General features: G+C 58.6%; 15 protein-coding genes and 2 pseudogenes. 11 read left to right on the top strand and 6 right to left on the bottom strand.

The window, feature by feature from the left end; all coding sequences use genetic code 11:
- Positions 1 to 94: 94 nt before the first annotated feature.
- Positions 95 to 499, bottom strand: coding sequence for a tyrosine-type recombinase/integrase (locus tag AC57B6_RS01610; RefSeq protein ID WP_496420594.1), 405 nt, complete (start codon positions 497 to 499; stop codon positions 95 to 97).
- A 153-nt stretch (positions 500 to 652) separates the two neighbouring features.
- On the opposite strand from AC57B6_RS01610, the pseudogene AC57B6_RS01615 reads away from it, so the two are divergent.
- The 10 genes and pseudogenes from AC57B6_RS01615 to istB all read left to right on the top strand — a co-directional run.
- A pseudogene (locus tag AC57B6_RS01615) lies at positions 653 to 1,273 on the top strand (transposase); the annotation flags it as partial.
- A 163-nt stretch (positions 1,274 to 1,436) separates the two neighbouring features.
- Positions 1,437 to 2,702, top strand: coding sequence for a site-specific integrase (locus tag AC57B6_RS01620; RefSeq protein WP_496420595.1), 1,266 nt, complete (start codon positions 1,437 to 1,439; stop codon positions 2,700 to 2,702).
- Positions 2,699 to 3,325 (top strand): tyrosine-type recombinase/integrase, encoded by a 627-nt coding sequence (locus AC57B6_RS01625; protein WP_496420596.1) that lies wholly within the window; start codon positions 2,699 to 2,701, stop codon positions 3,323 to 3,325. The genes AC57B6_RS01620 and AC57B6_RS01625 overlap by 4 nt, the downstream gene beginning before the upstream one ends.
- A 50-nt stretch (positions 3,326 to 3,375) precedes the next feature.
- Positions 3,376 to 4,608 (top strand): site-specific integrase, encoded by a 1,233-nt coding sequence (locus tag AC57B6_RS01630; protein WP_496420597.1) that lies wholly within the window; start codon positions 3,376 to 3,378, stop codon positions 4,606 to 4,608.
- Positions 4,605 to 5,537, top strand: a complete 933-nt coding sequence (locus AC57B6_RS01635) for a tyrosine-type recombinase/integrase (protein ID WP_154567932.1) — start codon at positions 4,605 to 4,607, stop codon at positions 5,535 to 5,537. The genes AC57B6_RS01630 and AC57B6_RS01635 overlap by 4 nt, the downstream gene beginning before the upstream one ends.
- The gene (locus tag AC57B6_RS01640) at positions 5,534 to 6,532 is read left to right on the top strand and encodes a tyrosine-type recombinase/integrase (RefSeq protein ID WP_154567930.1); all 999 of its coding nucleotides are present in this window, start codon (positions 5,534 to 5,536) and stop codon (positions 6,530 to 6,532) included. The genes AC57B6_RS01635 and AC57B6_RS01640 overlap by 4 nt, the downstream gene beginning before the upstream one ends.
- 155 nt (positions 6,533 to 6,687) lie before the next feature.
- On the top strand, positions 6,688 to 7,107 hold the full coding sequence (locus tag AC57B6_RS01645; protein ID WP_496420598.1) for a site-specific integrase: 420 nt from the start codon (positions 6,688 to 6,690) through the stop codon (positions 7,105 to 7,107).
- The gene (locus AC57B6_RS01650; RefSeq protein ID WP_496420599.1) at positions 7,104 to 8,117 is read left to right on the top strand and encodes a tyrosine-type recombinase/integrase; all 1,014 of its coding nucleotides are present in this window, start codon (positions 7,104 to 7,106) and stop codon (positions 8,115 to 8,117) included. The genes AC57B6_RS01645 and AC57B6_RS01650 overlap by 4 nt, the downstream gene beginning before the upstream one ends.
- Before the next feature lie 86 nt (positions 8,118 to 8,203).
- Positions 8,204 to 9,112, top strand: a pseudogene (locus AC57B6_RS01655) (Mu transposase domain-containing protein); the annotation flags it as partial.
- An 8-nt stretch (positions 9,113 to 9,120) separates the two neighbouring features.
- Complete coding sequence (istB, locus tag AC57B6_RS01660; RefSeq protein WP_253045107.1) at positions 9,121 to 9,909, top strand: IS21-like element helper ATPase IstB; 789 nt, start codon at positions 9,121 to 9,123, stop codon at positions 9,907 to 9,909.
- A 66-nt stretch (positions 9,910 to 9,975) separates the two neighbouring features.
- On the opposite strand, the gene AC57B6_RS01665 is transcribed toward istB, so the two are convergent.
- On the bottom strand, positions 9,976 to 10,347 hold the full coding sequence (locus AC57B6_RS01665; RefSeq protein WP_496420600.1) for a site-specific integrase: 372 nt from the start codon (positions 10,345 to 10,347) through the stop codon (positions 9,976 to 9,978).
- Entirely contained in the window at positions 10,344 to 11,066 is a 723-nt protein-coding gene (locus AC57B6_RS01670; RefSeq protein ID WP_496420601.1) for a tyrosine-type recombinase/integrase, read from the bottom strand. Before AC57B6_RS01670 ends, AC57B6_RS01665 begins: the two co-directional genes overlap by 4 nt.
- Before the next feature lie 73 nt (positions 11,067 to 11,139).
- Here AC57B6_RS01670 and AC57B6_RS01675 point away from each other — a divergent pair, with 73 nt between their 5' ends.
- Positions 11,140 to 11,400, top strand: a complete 261-nt coding sequence (locus tag AC57B6_RS01675; RefSeq protein WP_496420602.1) for a hypothetical protein — start codon at positions 11,140 to 11,142, stop codon at positions 11,398 to 11,400.
- Positions 11,401 to 11,409: 9 nt separating this feature from the next.
- Here the strand turns inward: AC57B6_RS01675 and tnpC are convergent, their stop codons facing one another.
- The 3 genes from tnpC to tnpA all read right to left on the bottom strand — a co-directional run bounded on the left by tnpC (position 11,410) and on the right by tnpA (position 13,955).
- A complete protein-coding gene (gene tnpC, locus AC57B6_RS01680; protein ID WP_496420603.1) occupies positions 11,410 to 13,011 on the bottom strand; it encodes an IS66 family transposase in 1,602 nt (533 codons plus the stop codon).
- A 126-nt stretch (positions 13,012 to 13,137) separates the two neighbouring features.
- Complete coding sequence (gene tnpB, locus AC57B6_RS01685; RefSeq protein ID WP_496420604.1) at positions 13,138 to 13,491, bottom strand: IS66 family insertion sequence element accessory protein TnpB; 354 nt, start codon at positions 13,489 to 13,491, stop codon at positions 13,138 to 13,140.
- Positions 13,491 to 13,955 (bottom strand): IS66-like element accessory protein TnpA, encoded by a 465-nt coding sequence (gene tnpA, locus AC57B6_RS01690; protein WP_496420605.1) that lies wholly within the window; start codon positions 13,953 to 13,955, stop codon positions 13,491 to 13,493. Before tnpA ends, tnpB begins: the two co-directional genes overlap by 1 nt.
- Positions 13,956 to 14,309: the final 354 nt, after the last annotated feature.

Genomic DNA, 14,309 nt, shown 5'->3' on the forward strand with positions numbered 1-14,309 from the left:
GCCACCTATAACCTGGCGGCAAGCAGTCAATCAGTTCGCCATCCTGTTCGGCGAGCGATTCACCGCCGCCATCAGCTGAGATTTTTAACCGACCTCAGCACACGAAATTCCTGACACCTCCGTGAAGGGCGATGCGGTGCTCGATTGCGTCTCGGCTGAGTGGTGTTCCGGCACGCGTTGTGAACAGCCGCGCCGATGGATTGACGTCGCACTCGGCAAGCCAGGCGCGGAGCACGTTGACCACCGGGGCAGTCAACGGCGTAATGCGATTCTTTCGACCCTTCCCCTGGTAAGCGAGATGTGCGCCAACGCCGATGTGAACGTCGCTCTGTCTCAGGCCGATCAACTCTGAGATTCGCAAGCCGGTTTGCACTGCAACCAGTAGCAAAACGTGATCGCGGCGCCCTGACCACGAGGCGCGATCGGGCGCCGCGAGCAACGCTTGCACTTCGGCCTCGGTGAGAAAAGCAACGATGGCACGCTTGTGAATTTCCGGCATATAGGCGCCATTTCGTTTTCGGCGTAATGGCGCCAGTAGTTTTTCGGCGTAATGGCGCCACCCAGATGACGAGCAGCGAGGGTTCGAACTTCATTGATCGGCTAGACTCCCGGCCTTTTGCCGGGAGAGGCCGTGGCCAATCGGAGGTTCGAGATGTACCAATACCGACAGATCCTGGTGCGCATGCGCCGAGGCGACTCTGACCGGGATATCGCACGATCGAAGACCATGGGGCGCAAGAAGATTGCGCAGGTGCGGGAGATTGCCGCCAAGAATGGATGGTTGGCGCGTGAAGCGGCCTTACCCGACGAACACGTAATGGCCGCTTTCCTGGATCGCAAAGAGGCACCGCTACCATCGAGTTGCGTCTCAACTTTGGAACCGTGGCGGGAGCAGATCACCAAGTGGCGGGCAACCGGAATTCAATGCACGACGATCCACGCCACGCTCGTTCGCAACCACGGATACGGCGGCAGCTATTCGTCGGTCTATCGTTTCCTTCTGCATATAGACGCATCGCACGCGCCCGACGTGCCGCTGCGCCTGGAATTCAAGCCGGCCGAAGCGGCACAGGTTGATTTCGGCGCCGGTCCGATGATGACCGACGCGCTCACCGGCGAGATCCACAAGACATGGTTCTTCGTCATGACCCTGGCCTGGTCGCGCCACCAATATGTTGAGTTTGTCCGAGACCAAACGGTAGCGACCTGGCTGGGATGTCACCGGCGCGCCTTCGAGGCATTTGGTGGTGTGCCGGCTCGGGTCATCATCGATTTTGTACCGCGGTACAAAATCGATGTTCTGTGCCCGCACGCAATATGAGGCCGATTTCCGGTTGGAGCTTGCCAGCGCTGCAGCGAGCCATCGTGCCGGGCACATAATTTTTTCAAGAGCGCAAGATGACCGTTCCCCGTCAGTCGACGGAATGGAGGTTGTCATGCTCGAGCACTACTATCTAAAGCCAACCACACTTGATCGCATTCGCACCTGCTGGATCGCCGATGCCATTGAACAATACGTCGCGTGGCTTGCCGAGAATCGATACGCGGAGCGCAGCGTGCTGCATCGGGTACCGGTCTTGGTGCATTTTGGCGAGTTTGCCAAGGCGCGCGGCGCGAAGCGCCTGGAGGATCTACCAGCTCATGCCACAGCTTTCTCGCAAATGTGGCTCGAACAGCGCAGTGCGGACTGCCGCGACCAACGAGCTCGGCGAGGCGTCTATGACGCGACACGCAATGCCGTTGAGCAAATGCTGAGAGTTGTATTACCGAGCTATGCCGCAGCAAGCGCACGCCGGGAGCGACCAGAGCCGTTCGCCGACATCGCAAGTGACTTCTTTGCATACCTGCACGAAGAACGCGGACTCAAGGAGCGGTCCGTCGTTCACTATCGTGGTCACCTACGCATGCTGGAAGCATACTGCCACCAGCATCGCATTTCGCTTGATGACCTGTCTCCAGTGATCCTGACGGCATTCTTTACGAACTGCGGCTCACACCTTAGTCCGTCCGGGCAGCGCAACCTTTGTTCGCAGTTGAAGGTTTTCTTTCGCTACCTGTTGCGAGAGGGCCTATGCTCCACCGACTTGTCGGCCAGCATCGGTTGTCCGCAGACGTACCGACTGTCGGATATCCCACGCGCGATTTCCTGGGACGAAGTACGGCGCATGCTGGACGCTGTGGACCGGCGGTCGGCCGTTGGCAAGCGCGACTATGCCATCCTGCTTCTTTTGGTTACGTACGGGTTGCGGGCATACGAGGTGGCCGGCATTACCCTCGATGATATTGATTGGCAACGTGGCCGCTTGCGCGTTTCAGAACGTAAAGCCGGCCATTCAACAACCTACCCACTTTCGACGCTGGTCGGTGCCGCGATCATCGATTACTTGCAACACGGTCGTCCGAAGACAACTGAGCGGTGCCTGTTCTTCCGTCAGATCGCACCATACCGACCATTGGGCAGTTCTGGCGTCCATTGCCGGGCATCCGAGTATCTGCACAAGATAGGTGTTGCGGTACGACGGCCGGGCGCCCACACCCTGCGCCATACGTGTGTCACACGGCTGGTCAATGCGGAATTCGATCTGAAGACGATCGGCGATTATGTCGGGCACGGGCATCCAGCATCGACACAGATTTACACCAAGATCGACATTGAGGCGTTGCGGCAAGTCGCACTGGGCGACGGGGAGTCAATCCTATGAGAACGCATTTTGTCGGCTACGAGAGCGTGTTCTCCGCGCAGATCGAACGTTACATTGCATTCAAGCGCGCGCTGAACAGGAAATATGTCAGCGAGGAGTACGCTCTACGCCTGTTTGATCGATATGCCGTTGCGCACGACATCACCACAATCACAGACGTCAGCGCCGAAGTTGTGGACGCCTTTCTCGCCTCACGTCCGAGGACCCGGCCGCGTAGCTACAATCATTTGCTGGGCGTGCTGCGTCAATGGTTCGGGTGGATGGTGCAACAGGGGTACCTGCCGGTCGGCCCCGTGTTTCCACGACCTCGGCGAGCGACTGCGCAGCGCATCCCATTCCTGTTTGATCAGACCTTGGCCAGGCGTTTGCTCGAGGCGACCGCCAAGCTACCCGATCGCCCGAAGGGGCCGGCGCGGGCGGTAACCTATCGCATGATCTTCTTGTTGCTTTACGGCCTTGGTCTCAGGGTCGGCGAGGTGAGCCGACTGCGCTGCGAGGATGTTGACTTGCGTCGCAATTTGCTGATCATTCGTGAGAGCAAGTTCGGCAACTATGCCGCATCGTTAACTATGTTCGATTTGGACGTGACGAATGCAAATTCAAGGGCGATGAACGAAACCTGATCGGCATAGTCTGATTGATATTGGACCCGCTTTTACAAGAGGCGCAGGTCATGGAGAAGTTGTACCTCAAAACGCGGTCGCACTCACTCGATACACCCAAGGGCCCCCTTGCTGAACACCTCGGTGCATTTGAAGGTCTGCTGAATGATCAAGGTTACGCGCAGGAGTCTATTCGAAGGCACTTGCTTCTCGTCGCCGATTTCAGCGTGTGGCTCAAGTGCAAGAAACTGTCGATTGAGGAAGTGACTCATGAAACTGCGCAGCGTTATCTGCACTACCGAGAACACCACCGCTGTCATCGGAAGGGCGAAAAATATGCGCTACGACGCTTTGTACAATTGCTGCAAGAAAATGGAATCGTTGCAAGGGACGCGCCCGTTGCGCAGACACCAGTTGAAGAATTGGTAAACGACTACGCTTTGTATCTGCACCGGGAACGAGGCCTGGCAGCCACGACGATCAGGAAATATCGGTGGTGTGCGCGTTTGTTTTTAACAGAGCAGTTCGGTGATGGAGCAACACGGCTCTCGGATCTCCGCGCCCACGAGATACTCGACTTTGTTCGGCATGAGGCCGCTCAAAGTCCCACGCGAGCGCAAGCGATGACAATGGTGTTGCGCTCGTTCTTGCAGTATGCGCGTTATCGAGGGTTGATCAGGCTTGACCTCGCTGCGGTGATCCCCTGGGTCGCCCACTGGTCAATGGCGTCAATCCCCAAAGCGATATCCCCTGAGCATGCCAGACGAGCGTTGGCCAGTTGCGACCGGCGGCGCCCCATCGGCCGGCGGGATTACGCGATCCTGCTCCTCCTTGCCCGGCTGGGATTGCGCGGTGGCGAGGTGGTTTCCTTGACGTTGGATGACATCGATTGGGAAACCGGCACGCTGAACGTTCACGGAAAAGGCGGTCTGGAGTCGCTGTTGCCATTACTCGCACCGGTGGGTGAAGCGATCGCCGACTACCTGAAAAACGGTCGCGCCGACTCCGAGAGTCGGCGTGTCTTCCTGCGAATAAACGCGCCGATTCGTGGCTTCAAGACGGAAAAAGCGGTAAGCAACGTAGTCAGATACGCGCTGGAGCGGGCTGGTATCGATTCGCCGAGAAAAGGAGCCCATCAATTCCGGCATGCGCTAGCGACGCAGATGCTGCATCAAGGATCTTCGTTGGCCGAGATTAGCGAGGTCTTGCGCCACAAAAATCCCGACTCGACGAGAATATACGCGAAGGTCGATCTGGATTCACTGCGGGCCTTGGCGCCGCCATGGCCGAGCCCCCGACCATGAGTACGTTACGCAAATCAATGGAAGAATACCTGACGATGCGTCGTCGCTTGGGATTCAAACTCCATGAAGCAGGCCAACGGCTGGAAGACTTCGTCTGCTATATGGAACGGCGTCGGGCCTCTCACATTAGTGCGTCACTTGCGTTGACCTGGGCACAAAAATCTCCGAAGGTTCAACCAGTGATCTGGGCTCAGCGATTGGGTGTAGTGCGTGGCTTTGCACGCTATCTGAGTGCCTTCGATCCGCACACAGAGATTCCACGGGCCGAATTGTTGCCGCACCGGTATCATCGGCGCGCTCCCTACCTTTACACCGATGAGGAAACCGAGAAGATATTGGCCGCCGCACTGGCTCTTCCTCCGGCATCGGGACTCCGGCGGTGGACTTATTTTACGCTGATAGGTTTGCTAAGCGTCACGGGCTTGCGCCCTGGTGAAGCGGTCAATCTGGAACTTGAAGACGTTGACTTGAAAGAATGCGTGCTGACGGTGCGGGGAAGCAAATTTGGCAAGTCGAGATGGGTTCCCATTCATTCCTCCACTCGAGATGCACTTGCAGACTATCTTCAACGTCGTGAACGATGTCTTGCTGGGCGCCCGGAAGCCCATGTGTTCATCACTTCGCAAGGCAAGCCTCTCAATGGAGACATGGTTTCTCATACATTTACGGCGCTCACACGGGAAATTGGTCTACGCGATTCATCAACAAGGCGCGCCCCGCGCCTGATCGACTATCGGCATCTATTTGCGGTCACGACGCTGATGAGGTTAGACCGATCGGGTAAAGACCCGGTGCGTTGGTTGCCGGTACTGTCGACCTTCCTCGGGCACCAGGGGGCGAGCGATACGTACTGGTATGTAGAGCAGCACCCAGAACTCATGAAGCAGGCGATGAAGCGCCTGGAGCATCGTTGGAAGGATGTGTCATGAAATCTACCGTCAGCTTCCCAGCGTTAGTGCAGCGGTTCTTTACGGAACGTCTCATGCAACAGCGGCAGGCCAGTCCGCACACCATCAGTTCGTATCGCGACACGTTCAGGCTGCTTCTCCGCTTTGCCTACAAGCGACTGCACAAACCACCGGATCATCTGGCATTTGAGGACATCAACGCGCCGCTCGTGACGGCGTTTCTGAATGATCTGGAGAAGACCCGGGCCATCAGTGTCCGCACCCGGAATCTGCGCCTGACGGCGATTCGCTCGTTCTTCCGTTACGCGGCCTTCGAGGCGCCAGCGTATTCCGCGCAGATCCAGCGCGTGCTGTCGATGCCCGGCAAACGCTACGATCGCAGGCTCATTCACTTTCTGACGCGGCCGGAAGTCAAGGCGCTGCTCGCCGCACCCGATAAGCGCACCTGGTGTGGTCGTCGCGATCATGCTTTACTCCGACTGGGTGTGGAGACAGGACTTCGTGTGTCGGAAATGACCGGCCTCACACGCGAGGACGTGACCCTCGGCACAGGCGCGCACATTGATGTTGTGGGTAAAGGTCGAAAACAGCGCGTCACCCCTTTTAGCAAGCAGACCGCCGCTATTCTAAAAGCCTGGATGAAAGAGCCTCGCATACCCAACAGTGATGCGCTGTTCCCGAGTATTCGAGGTGGCCATCTCAGTCCGGACGCGGTACAACGTCTCCTGAAAAAGTACACTACCCAGGCTGCCAGGGGATGTCCTTCACTGCGAAAGAAACGAGTGACGCCGCACGTGCTGAGGCACACGGCAGCCATGGAATTACTGCAAGCTGGTGTGGATCCATTCAACATTGCCCTGTGGATGGGCCATGAATCGCTCCAGACAACCCAGATGTACCTGGATGCCAGTTTGGAGATGAAGGAAAAAATTCTCGCTCGTGTCGGACCACATGATGGCAAGCCCGTACGATACCGGCCTGACAGTAAGCTCGCGACGTTTCTCAAGAGTCTATAGCCATTAAAACTATGCCGATCCGGGCGACCTAAGAATGACCTCCCGCGGGCTCTTTACAAGCATCATCGTGATCCAATCCCGGCTTGATCGGCATTGCCACGAACGCGGCATAGTTGTGACTACGCCGCTAGCGGCGTAGCGGCAAGAGCCGTCTGGTGCCATTCGGGCCGAAGATGGCTGCTGAATTGGCCGGTTACCTGCAGCAACGTCAGGCCCGCTGCCCGAACCTGGCTTCGAACAGCCCGCTGTTCTCGTTCACGGCCAACCGCACGGTCAATCCGACGTCCATCAGCCTGACGTTCCACCATCTGCTGCCGAGTCTCGACCTCGAGATTCCACCCGGAGTCGACGCTCCGCGGCTGCATGGGCTCAGGCATTCGTTCGCAGTCGGCACATTGCTGCGCTGGTATCGCAGTGGTGTGTCCCCGGGTGATCGTCTGCTGCAGCTGTCGACCTTCATGGGGCATGTCGATCCCGACTCGACGGCCATCTACCTGACGATCACGAGCGACCTGCTTGACGCCGCCAACCAGCGGTTCGAGCAGTTTGCGTCTCATGGGAGCATCCAGTCATGAATGACATACTCGGCCCCGTGCTGTTCTCCTTCCTTGAAGACCATCTGAAGCTGCAGAAAGGCTTACGCCTCAGTTCGATACGCAGCTATCGCGACACATTGCGGCTGTTCCTGCAGTTTGTCGCACAGCGGCGGCATCGCCATCTTTCGAGGCTTGTCCTGGCCGATCTGACTTCGGATCAGGTGTTGCAATTCCTCACCTATCTCGAGCATGAACGCCATAATCATCGCCGCACGCGGAATCAACGACTCGCGGCACTTCATGCGTTCTATGAGTATGCTGCCAGCCGGTCACCGGAGTTCCTGCAAGAGGCAGCGCGGGTGCGCGCGATTCCGTTCAAACGTGTCGCTCCGCCCGAAACGTTCTACCTCGAACGCGATGAAGTCATGAGCGTGATCTCATCGATCACTGGCGACGATGACCACGCGAAACGTGACCGGGCCCTGCTGTACTTCCTCTACAATACCGGTGCACGCGTGCAGGAGGTAGTCGATTTGCACTGTGCCGACGTGGATCTGGACAAGCCACTTCGTGTCAGGCTTCACGGTAAAGGCGATAAATGGCGGGCGTGCCCGCTATGGCAGGAAACTGCCGCACTGCTTAGACCGCTGGTCGTCGGACGCCGCCAGGATGCAGCCGTTTTTACGACACGACGCGAACATCCGCTGACTCGCTTCGGTATCTACAAGATCGTCCGCCGGCGAACCGACCAGTTATTGCCGCCCAAACAGATTGGCGGGCAACTCCGGCACGTCTCTCCCCACATTTTGCGGCACGCCACCGCAGTCAGCCTGTTGGAAGGCGGTGCAGAAATCAATGTCATCCGCGCATGGCTTGGACACGCCAGCCTCGAGACGACACACCGCTATGCCGAAATCAATATGCGCGTGAAAGAAGCGGCGATGAGGCTATGCGAACCTTCCGATCAGTTGAGTTCTTCGGCGACATCCCACACAGGCGCAGTGTGGCGAGACGATAAATCGCTGCTTGATTGGCTACGCCAGCTCTGAAAGTTATGTGGCCGACGGATCAATCTCGGGTATCCGTGGCGGGGCCCACCGAGAAGTCGGCCACATCTCGCGCGCGGGCACAGAACATCGACAATTGTAAATGTGCAATCACGCGCGCGTGCTATTACGAGCCCGAGGTGCAGCGCGCATACGGCGAGTGCGCAGAAGGATACGGTTTCAAGATTGATGCTTGTCCGCCAAGGGATCCGCAAAAAAAGGGAATCGTGGAATCGGGCGTCAAATTTGTGAAGCGAGGCTTCTTGCCCTTACGCGAGTTTCGTGGCTTGGCTGACGCCAATCGCCAAGTACACGCGTGGGTAATTAACGAAGCCGGCAACCGCATTCACGGTACGACTCGCGAGATGCCGCTCAAGCGCTTCGCGGAAGTCGAACGAAGCCTGCTGATCAGCTTGCCGGACGTGCCGCCGGAGCTCGCAGTATGGGCGAAGGCCAAGGTGCACCGCGACGCTCATGTCCAGTTCGAGCAGAGTTTTTACTCGGTCCCGTATAGGCTGGTCGGCCAGGAACTGTGGCTCAAGGCGACCGACACCATGGTGACGCTGTATCGCGGGCAGGACTCGGTCGCAGCCCACGTCCGTCTTACTCGCGCAGGCGGCCGTCGCACAGTAGACGATCACTTGCCCTCCGCTGCCCAAGCGTGGCAACTGCAGGACACCCAGTGGTGCCTAGCAACTGCTGAGCAGATCGGGCCTGCCTGCCATGCCCTCGTTCAGGCGCTCTTCGGCGACAAAGTCCTAATCAAGATGCGCTCGGTGCAAGGCGTTTTGCGGCTCAAACAGAAATACGGAGCAGTCCGCCTTGAAGCTGCCTGCTCGCGCGCCAACCACTACGGCACGCCGCACTACACGGCAGTTAAAACCATCCTGCAAAAGGGATTGGATCAGCTGACGCTGTTAAACGCCTTTGATGCGCTGGCGAGCACCTACACCGAAGGGGGCCGTTTCTGCCGCAACACACAAACCATTCTCCAATAAGGCCGGCCATGCATCCCATTCCTGAATTGACTCCACTGCTTAAACAGCTGCGCTTGTCCGGCATCCTCGATTCACTGGAAGCGCGAAACCGCGAGGCCATCGATCGCAAGCTTGCCTTCACCGAATTCCTTTCGCTGCTCATTCATGACGAAGTAGCCCGGCGCGATAACAAAAAGCTCAGCCTGCGCATGCGACGCGCCAACTTCCGTAGCCAGAAGACCCTCGAAGGATTCGACTTCGACCGGCTACCAGGGCTGAATCGAGCCGCTATCCATGATCTCGCCACGTGCCGATTTATTGACGAGAAGGTGGCGGTCCTGATTGCCGGGCCTTGCGGAACGGGGAAAAGCCATCTTGCGCAAGCCCTCGGACACGCTGCAGCTCGGCAAGGACACGATGTGCTGTTCTCAACACAAAGCCAATTATTAGCAAGCCTGCGCAGCGCGGCAGCCGTGGGCACTTACGACCGTCGTTTCCAGTATCTCGCCAAGCTTCCACTTCTGATCATTGACGACTTTGGTCTTAAGCCACTGCGTTCGCCAGACGATGAAGACTTCCACGACCTGATCGCCGAGCGTTATGAGCGCGCAGCAACGATTTTAACTTCGAATTTGGACTTTCCCGAATGGGGGGAAGCATTCCCAGGTAACAAGATGATCGGCGCGGCAACCCTCGACCGCTTGCGTCATGGCGCTCACAAAATCGTCCTCGACGGCGAGAGCTATCGCGGACTAAAACCGGGCGTCGAAACACTCAGAACCGAGCTTGCAAAAGGAGGCAAAATCAAGCAACCTTGATCCCCGTTCGAGCCCTCGAATTGCCCGTTTCCAGTGGCGCCATGACGGCGAAAATGCCCGGCGCCATTACGCCGAAAGGTGACAACGCTCAAAGCGCTTGGATTGTATCGCCAGAACTCGGGCGATGGTGGCCGCGCATTCGGGGTTGCGTAATGCCGCGTAGCGAAATAGCGAGTGGATGGCAGCGAGCCGAGCATTACGAGTGCGTGCGCTATTTTTGCGCTCCAGTTCAAGATGGTCCAGGAAGGCACAGACAAGCGGTGCGTCGAGGTCAGAAAAATCGAGCGCCGAAGGCGATTTGCCGGCTCGCTTCGCGCAAAAGCCAAGTAACAATCGCCACGTATCGCGATACGCGGAGACAGTACATGGGCTCGCGTGCCGCTCGCGAAGGAGCCGATCTGTGAAAAATGCCTGAAGGGTTATGGCAAGTGCTGTCATGCTCGTTCTCCAGGTGGATGCTCCAGACGCTCGACTGCCTTCGCGAGCAGTTCCGGTGCTGCCGATAGATACCAGTAACTCGACGCGGGATTGGCATGTCCAAGATACGTTGAAAGCAGCGTGAGACGCTGCTGCGTATCGGAGCCATCTCGATACGCGTCAAGTAGCGCGTTGACGGCGAATGCATGACGCAAGTCATGGATACGAGGGCGACACCGACCTGTGCGCTGGGTAAGAGTGACTTGGCTCACCAGGCGCTGAAATGTCCAGTGAACATTGCAGTACAGGAGCCGACTGCCAGTCGGGGAGATGAATAGGGCCTCGGATCTCGCGGCGCAGGAAACACGGTTGCGGCGGGTAAGGTAGCGCTCTAGGGACGTGACCGCCGTTGAGTGCAATGGAAGTTCCCGCGTCTTATTGAACTTTGCCTCCCGGATAATGAGCGTACCGTTGCGCGCATCGAAATCCTGTCGATCCAGATTGATCGCCTCACCGACACGCATACCGGTGACGGTGAGTAACCCAATCAATGTCTGGTAAGTTGCCGCTCGCAGTGGGGAGCTGAGCATTCCGGCGGCGTTGATCAACTCGACAATCTCGTCCTCGCGATACAGATACGGGATAGCTCGGCGAGCCCTCCAGGGCAGCAGGTCCGGCGACGGCACCTCAACTGTGGGATCGGTGGAGTGTAGATAGTTGGTAAGCGCTAAATCTGCCACACGTCGTTAGGCTTGGCGTTACCGGGTAACATGTTTCAGATCGATAGTTACCGGGTAACGAAGGAGATGCGAGATGACTCAAACGACGGCGCAGCGGCAAGCGGCTTATCGAGCAAGGCGCGAGACGGCGGGCAAGGACGGCAACGGTGATCGACGTCTGGATATGTGGGTGAGCACGGAAGCATGTCTTGCGCTGACGCGGCTAGCTCGCCGTTACTCGGTAACGAAGCGTCAGATGCTGGAACGACTAATCGTGCGGGCCGACGACGCGATCGTGCGCCGACTCGATCCCGATTCGGAACAGTGGGCCCAATACTTCGGCCCAGCGCGGTAGCGATTAGAGTTACCCGGTAACGGCTTGCTGTCGGGCGAAGTTGAACGGTAGCAGGTCGCTAATATCGGCATCCGGTGCGCGCTGCGGCAATTCGGTCAGCACGTGCAGCAGATAGGCATGGGGATCGACGCCACAGGCTCGACACGTGAGCATCGGGCTGTAGACCATCGCGCTCGCTTTCGCGCCGTCGACCGTATCGCTGAAGAGCCACGACTTTCGTCCGGTCACAAAGGGCCTGATGTCGCGCTCGATGACGTTATTGTCTATTGCAAACCGGCCATCGTCCACATAGCGACTCAGGTACGGCCATTGCCTGAGACAGTAGCCGATCGCCTCGCCCAGCAGGCTCTTTGGCAGAACCTTCGGCGCGAGCTCGTCGAGCCAGCTCTTGAAGGCGTTTAGCAACGGCACGCTGTGCTGCTGCCGCAAGCGGTACCGGTAATCGGCCAGGGTTTCGCCCTCCGGCAGTGTCTGTTTGGCGAGCGTCTCGACCTGGTACAGCGCCTGGAAGAATTCGAGCGCCTTGGTGATGCGGGGGCTCGGTTTGTTCTTCTGTCCTTTGAGCGCGTCCGTGAACATCCTGCGTCCATGCGCAAGGCATCCGAGGTGCGTGGCCGATTTGACCGTCCGCCACGCGGGCCAGCCATCTGTCATCAGCGTGCCGGCGTAGTCTCCGAGGAAGTCCTTCGGGTACTGCTGGCCACGCCCCGGCTGGTACTCGAACAGCACCACCGGCTGCTCGCTATCCTCGGCGCTTCGGTACACCCACATATACGACGTGGACTGCGCGTTTCGGCCGTTCTCCTTCAGGACCTGGACGGTGGTCTCGTCGCCGTGGATCAGCCACTGGCTTAGCAGAATCTTCCTGAGCGCTTCCCAAATCCGCTTGTAGTGCAGCTCGGCTGGGCGAATGATCCAGTTCGCCAGCGTGCCGCGGCTGACTGCGATGTTCGAGCGCGCGAGCACGTCTTCCATCCGGTACAGCGGCGTGCCATCGACATACTTGCCGGCCGTGACGGCGGCGATCATCGATGGACTGGCGTGACTGCCCGGCAAGGGCTGCGCCGGCATCGGCGCGACCACGATCGGCGTGTGCGTGCCGTGACGCTCGCAGTGGCGACACGCGTACTTGAAACGCGCGTGCTGCAACACCGAGACCTTGACCTCCATGTGCAACTGCTCGCTGATTTCCTCGCCCATCCGATGCATGGCCTTGCTGCAGCAGGGGCAGATCTTCTGGTCCTCGGGTAGGTCGTACTCGATTCGCTCGCGCGGCAGCTCGGCGGGCAGCGGCTTGCGGCCACGTTTGCGGGGGGCAGGCTGATCGAGCTCGGGCAAGCCGGTATCGGGCAGCGTCGGTGCGTCGCCGTCGCCCTCGTCGGACGGCTCGGCGTGGGCTGCCTCTTCGGCTTCGTTAAACACGCGGTCGCGGCGCTTCTCGCTCTTGGGCGCGTACTGCCGGGCCAACGCGAGACGATATTGCTCTTCAAGCGCATCCAGCCGCTTGTTCAGTTCGTCGATGCGGGCGTCGCGTTCGGCTAGCCCGGTTTCGAGTTCGTTGATGTAGGCCTTGGCGGCCCGCGGCAATCGCGACAGATCGGCGGATTTCATGCGCTCCACGATAGCGAAGCTTAGCGCCGGATGGGTTTACGTAAATTTGTAACTGCCGGGCGGGCCGTTGTTGACTCGCAACGTCCAGAAGGAGGCCCGTCGGCAGGGCAGCGGCGATGCCGCCATTCAGCTCGCGTGGCAGTACTGCCGTGCAGGATGACGGCGCACGGCGTCGACATCGACGCCGTCGAGCAGCAGGTGAAGCTGCTCGGCCGTGAGCTCGATCACGGCCTGCTGACGACGGGGCCAAACGAAGCGGTCCGCCTCGAGCCGTTTCATTAAGAGCCAGAATCCCGCCCGGTCATAGAGCAGAAGCTTCACGCGATCGCGTTTGCGGTTGTGGAACGCAAACGCGGCTCGCGCAAGCGGATCGAGCAACATCGACTGCTCGACCAGCGTGACGAGGCTATTGATTCCGGCCCGGAAGTCGATCGGCTCGCGGTGCAGGTAGATCTGCAGGTCCACGTCGAAGCGGAACATCAGTGCGCCCCCAACACTTCGATCATCGCCTTCACGAGAGCGCCATCGTGCGCGGCGCATTCGAGCTGCAGCGTCACGCCATTGGGCAACTGTGCAGACAGCCGCGCCAGCGTCGCTGTCTTCGCCGCTTCGTATCCGTGCGACGATCGCCGCACGCTCACCGGCTCGGGGTTCGTGCGCACCGGCGCCACCTCGTTGAGCGCGACGATCGGCACGAATGCCGATGGCAACGCCTCGACGCTCACCGTCGCACCAGCGGCATTTGCGCGCTCGCGCAATTGAATCCACTTATGCAGTTGGTTGGCGTTCACGCCAGCCTTCAACGCCAGTCCGGCAATTGATGCGCCCGGCTGCAGGCAGGCGTCAATCAGCTTGCGCTTACCCTCGGCGTCAAACTTCCGTTTGCCTGCCGCGGTCACGCCAGTCACCCGCAGCGGAAGGAAATCAACTTCGTTCTGAGTCATAGGTTGCGTCCGCAAGTTGTAGTTGCGGACGCAAGCCTGCGCTCGTTCAGCTTCGGATTCTAGGTGCGCTTAAATTCGCGCTTACGATAGTTGGCGAAGCCACGAACCGCTGAAAGACGATAGGACCACCAGTTGTTACAGGCGTTCTTCGGTTGGCATGCCCATGTCAGTGCATGTTGCGTAGTTATTGTTGGCGCTCCAGTGTCCAGAAAGGATTTAATAAATTGATTTAGCAGGGCGCGATCAAATCTGAAGTGCAACACCTTCCTCGTGTAAGGTGCGCACATGCAAAAAAGAAGAACGTATCAACAGCTTCAGCCTGAAGAGCGCATGACCATTGCAAGCATGAAGCAG

The sequence above is a fragment of the Paraburkholderia sp. BGA-UO-ETr-F12 genome, assembly GCF_059567945.1.

Excerpts from the sequence above, each read along its gene's own strand:
- AC57B6_RS01620 (WP_496420595.1), top strand. The coding sequence starts at position 1,437 with ATGCTCGAGCACTACTATCTAAAGCCAACCACACTTGATCGCATTCGC.
- AC57B6_RS01610 (WP_496420594.1), bottom strand. The coding sequence starts at position 499 with ATGCCGGAAATTCACAAGCGTGCCATCGTTGCTTTTCTCACCGAGGCC.
- AC57B6_RS01665 (WP_496420600.1), bottom strand. The coding sequence starts at position 10,347 with ATGACAGCACTTGCCATAACCCTTCAGGCATTTTTCACAGATCGGCTC.
- tnpB (WP_496420604.1), bottom strand. The coding sequence starts at position 13,491 with ATGTTCCGCTTCGACGTGGACCTGCAGATCTACCTGCACCGCGAGCCG.
- AC57B6_RS01630 (WP_496420597.1), top strand. The coding sequence starts at position 3,376 with ATGGAGAAGTTGTACCTCAAAACGCGGTCGCACTCACTCGATACACCC.
- tnpA (WP_496420605.1), bottom strand. The coding sequence starts at position 13,955 with ATGACTCAGAACGAAGTTGATTTCCTTCCGCTGCGGGTGACTGGCGTG.
- AC57B6_RS01675 (WP_496420602.1), top strand. The coding sequence starts at position 11,140 with ATGACTCAAACGACGGCGCAGCGGCAAGCGGCTTATCGAGCAAGGCGC.
- AC57B6_RS01640 (WP_154567930.1), top strand. The coding sequence starts at position 5,534 with ATGAAATCTACCGTCAGCTTCCCAGCGTTAGTGCAGCGGTTCTTTACG.
- tnpC (WP_496420603.1), bottom strand. The coding sequence starts at position 13,011 with ATGAAATCCGCCGATCTGTCGCGATTGCCGCGGGCCGCCAAGGCCTAC.
- AC57B6_RS01635 (WP_154567932.1), top strand. The coding sequence starts at position 4,605 with ATGAGTACGTTACGCAAATCAATGGAAGAATACCTGACGATGCGTCGT.
- istB (WP_253045107.1), top strand. The coding sequence starts at position 9,121 with ATGCATCCCATTCCTGAATTGACTCCACTGCTTAAACAGCTGCGCTTG.
- AC57B6_RS01625 (WP_496420596.1), top strand. The coding sequence starts at position 2,699 with ATGAGAACGCATTTTGTCGGCTACGAGAGCGTGTTCTCCGCGCAGATC.
- AC57B6_RS01650 (WP_496420599.1), top strand. The coding sequence starts at position 7,104 with ATGAATGACATACTCGGCCCCGTGCTGTTCTCCTTCCTTGAAGACCAT.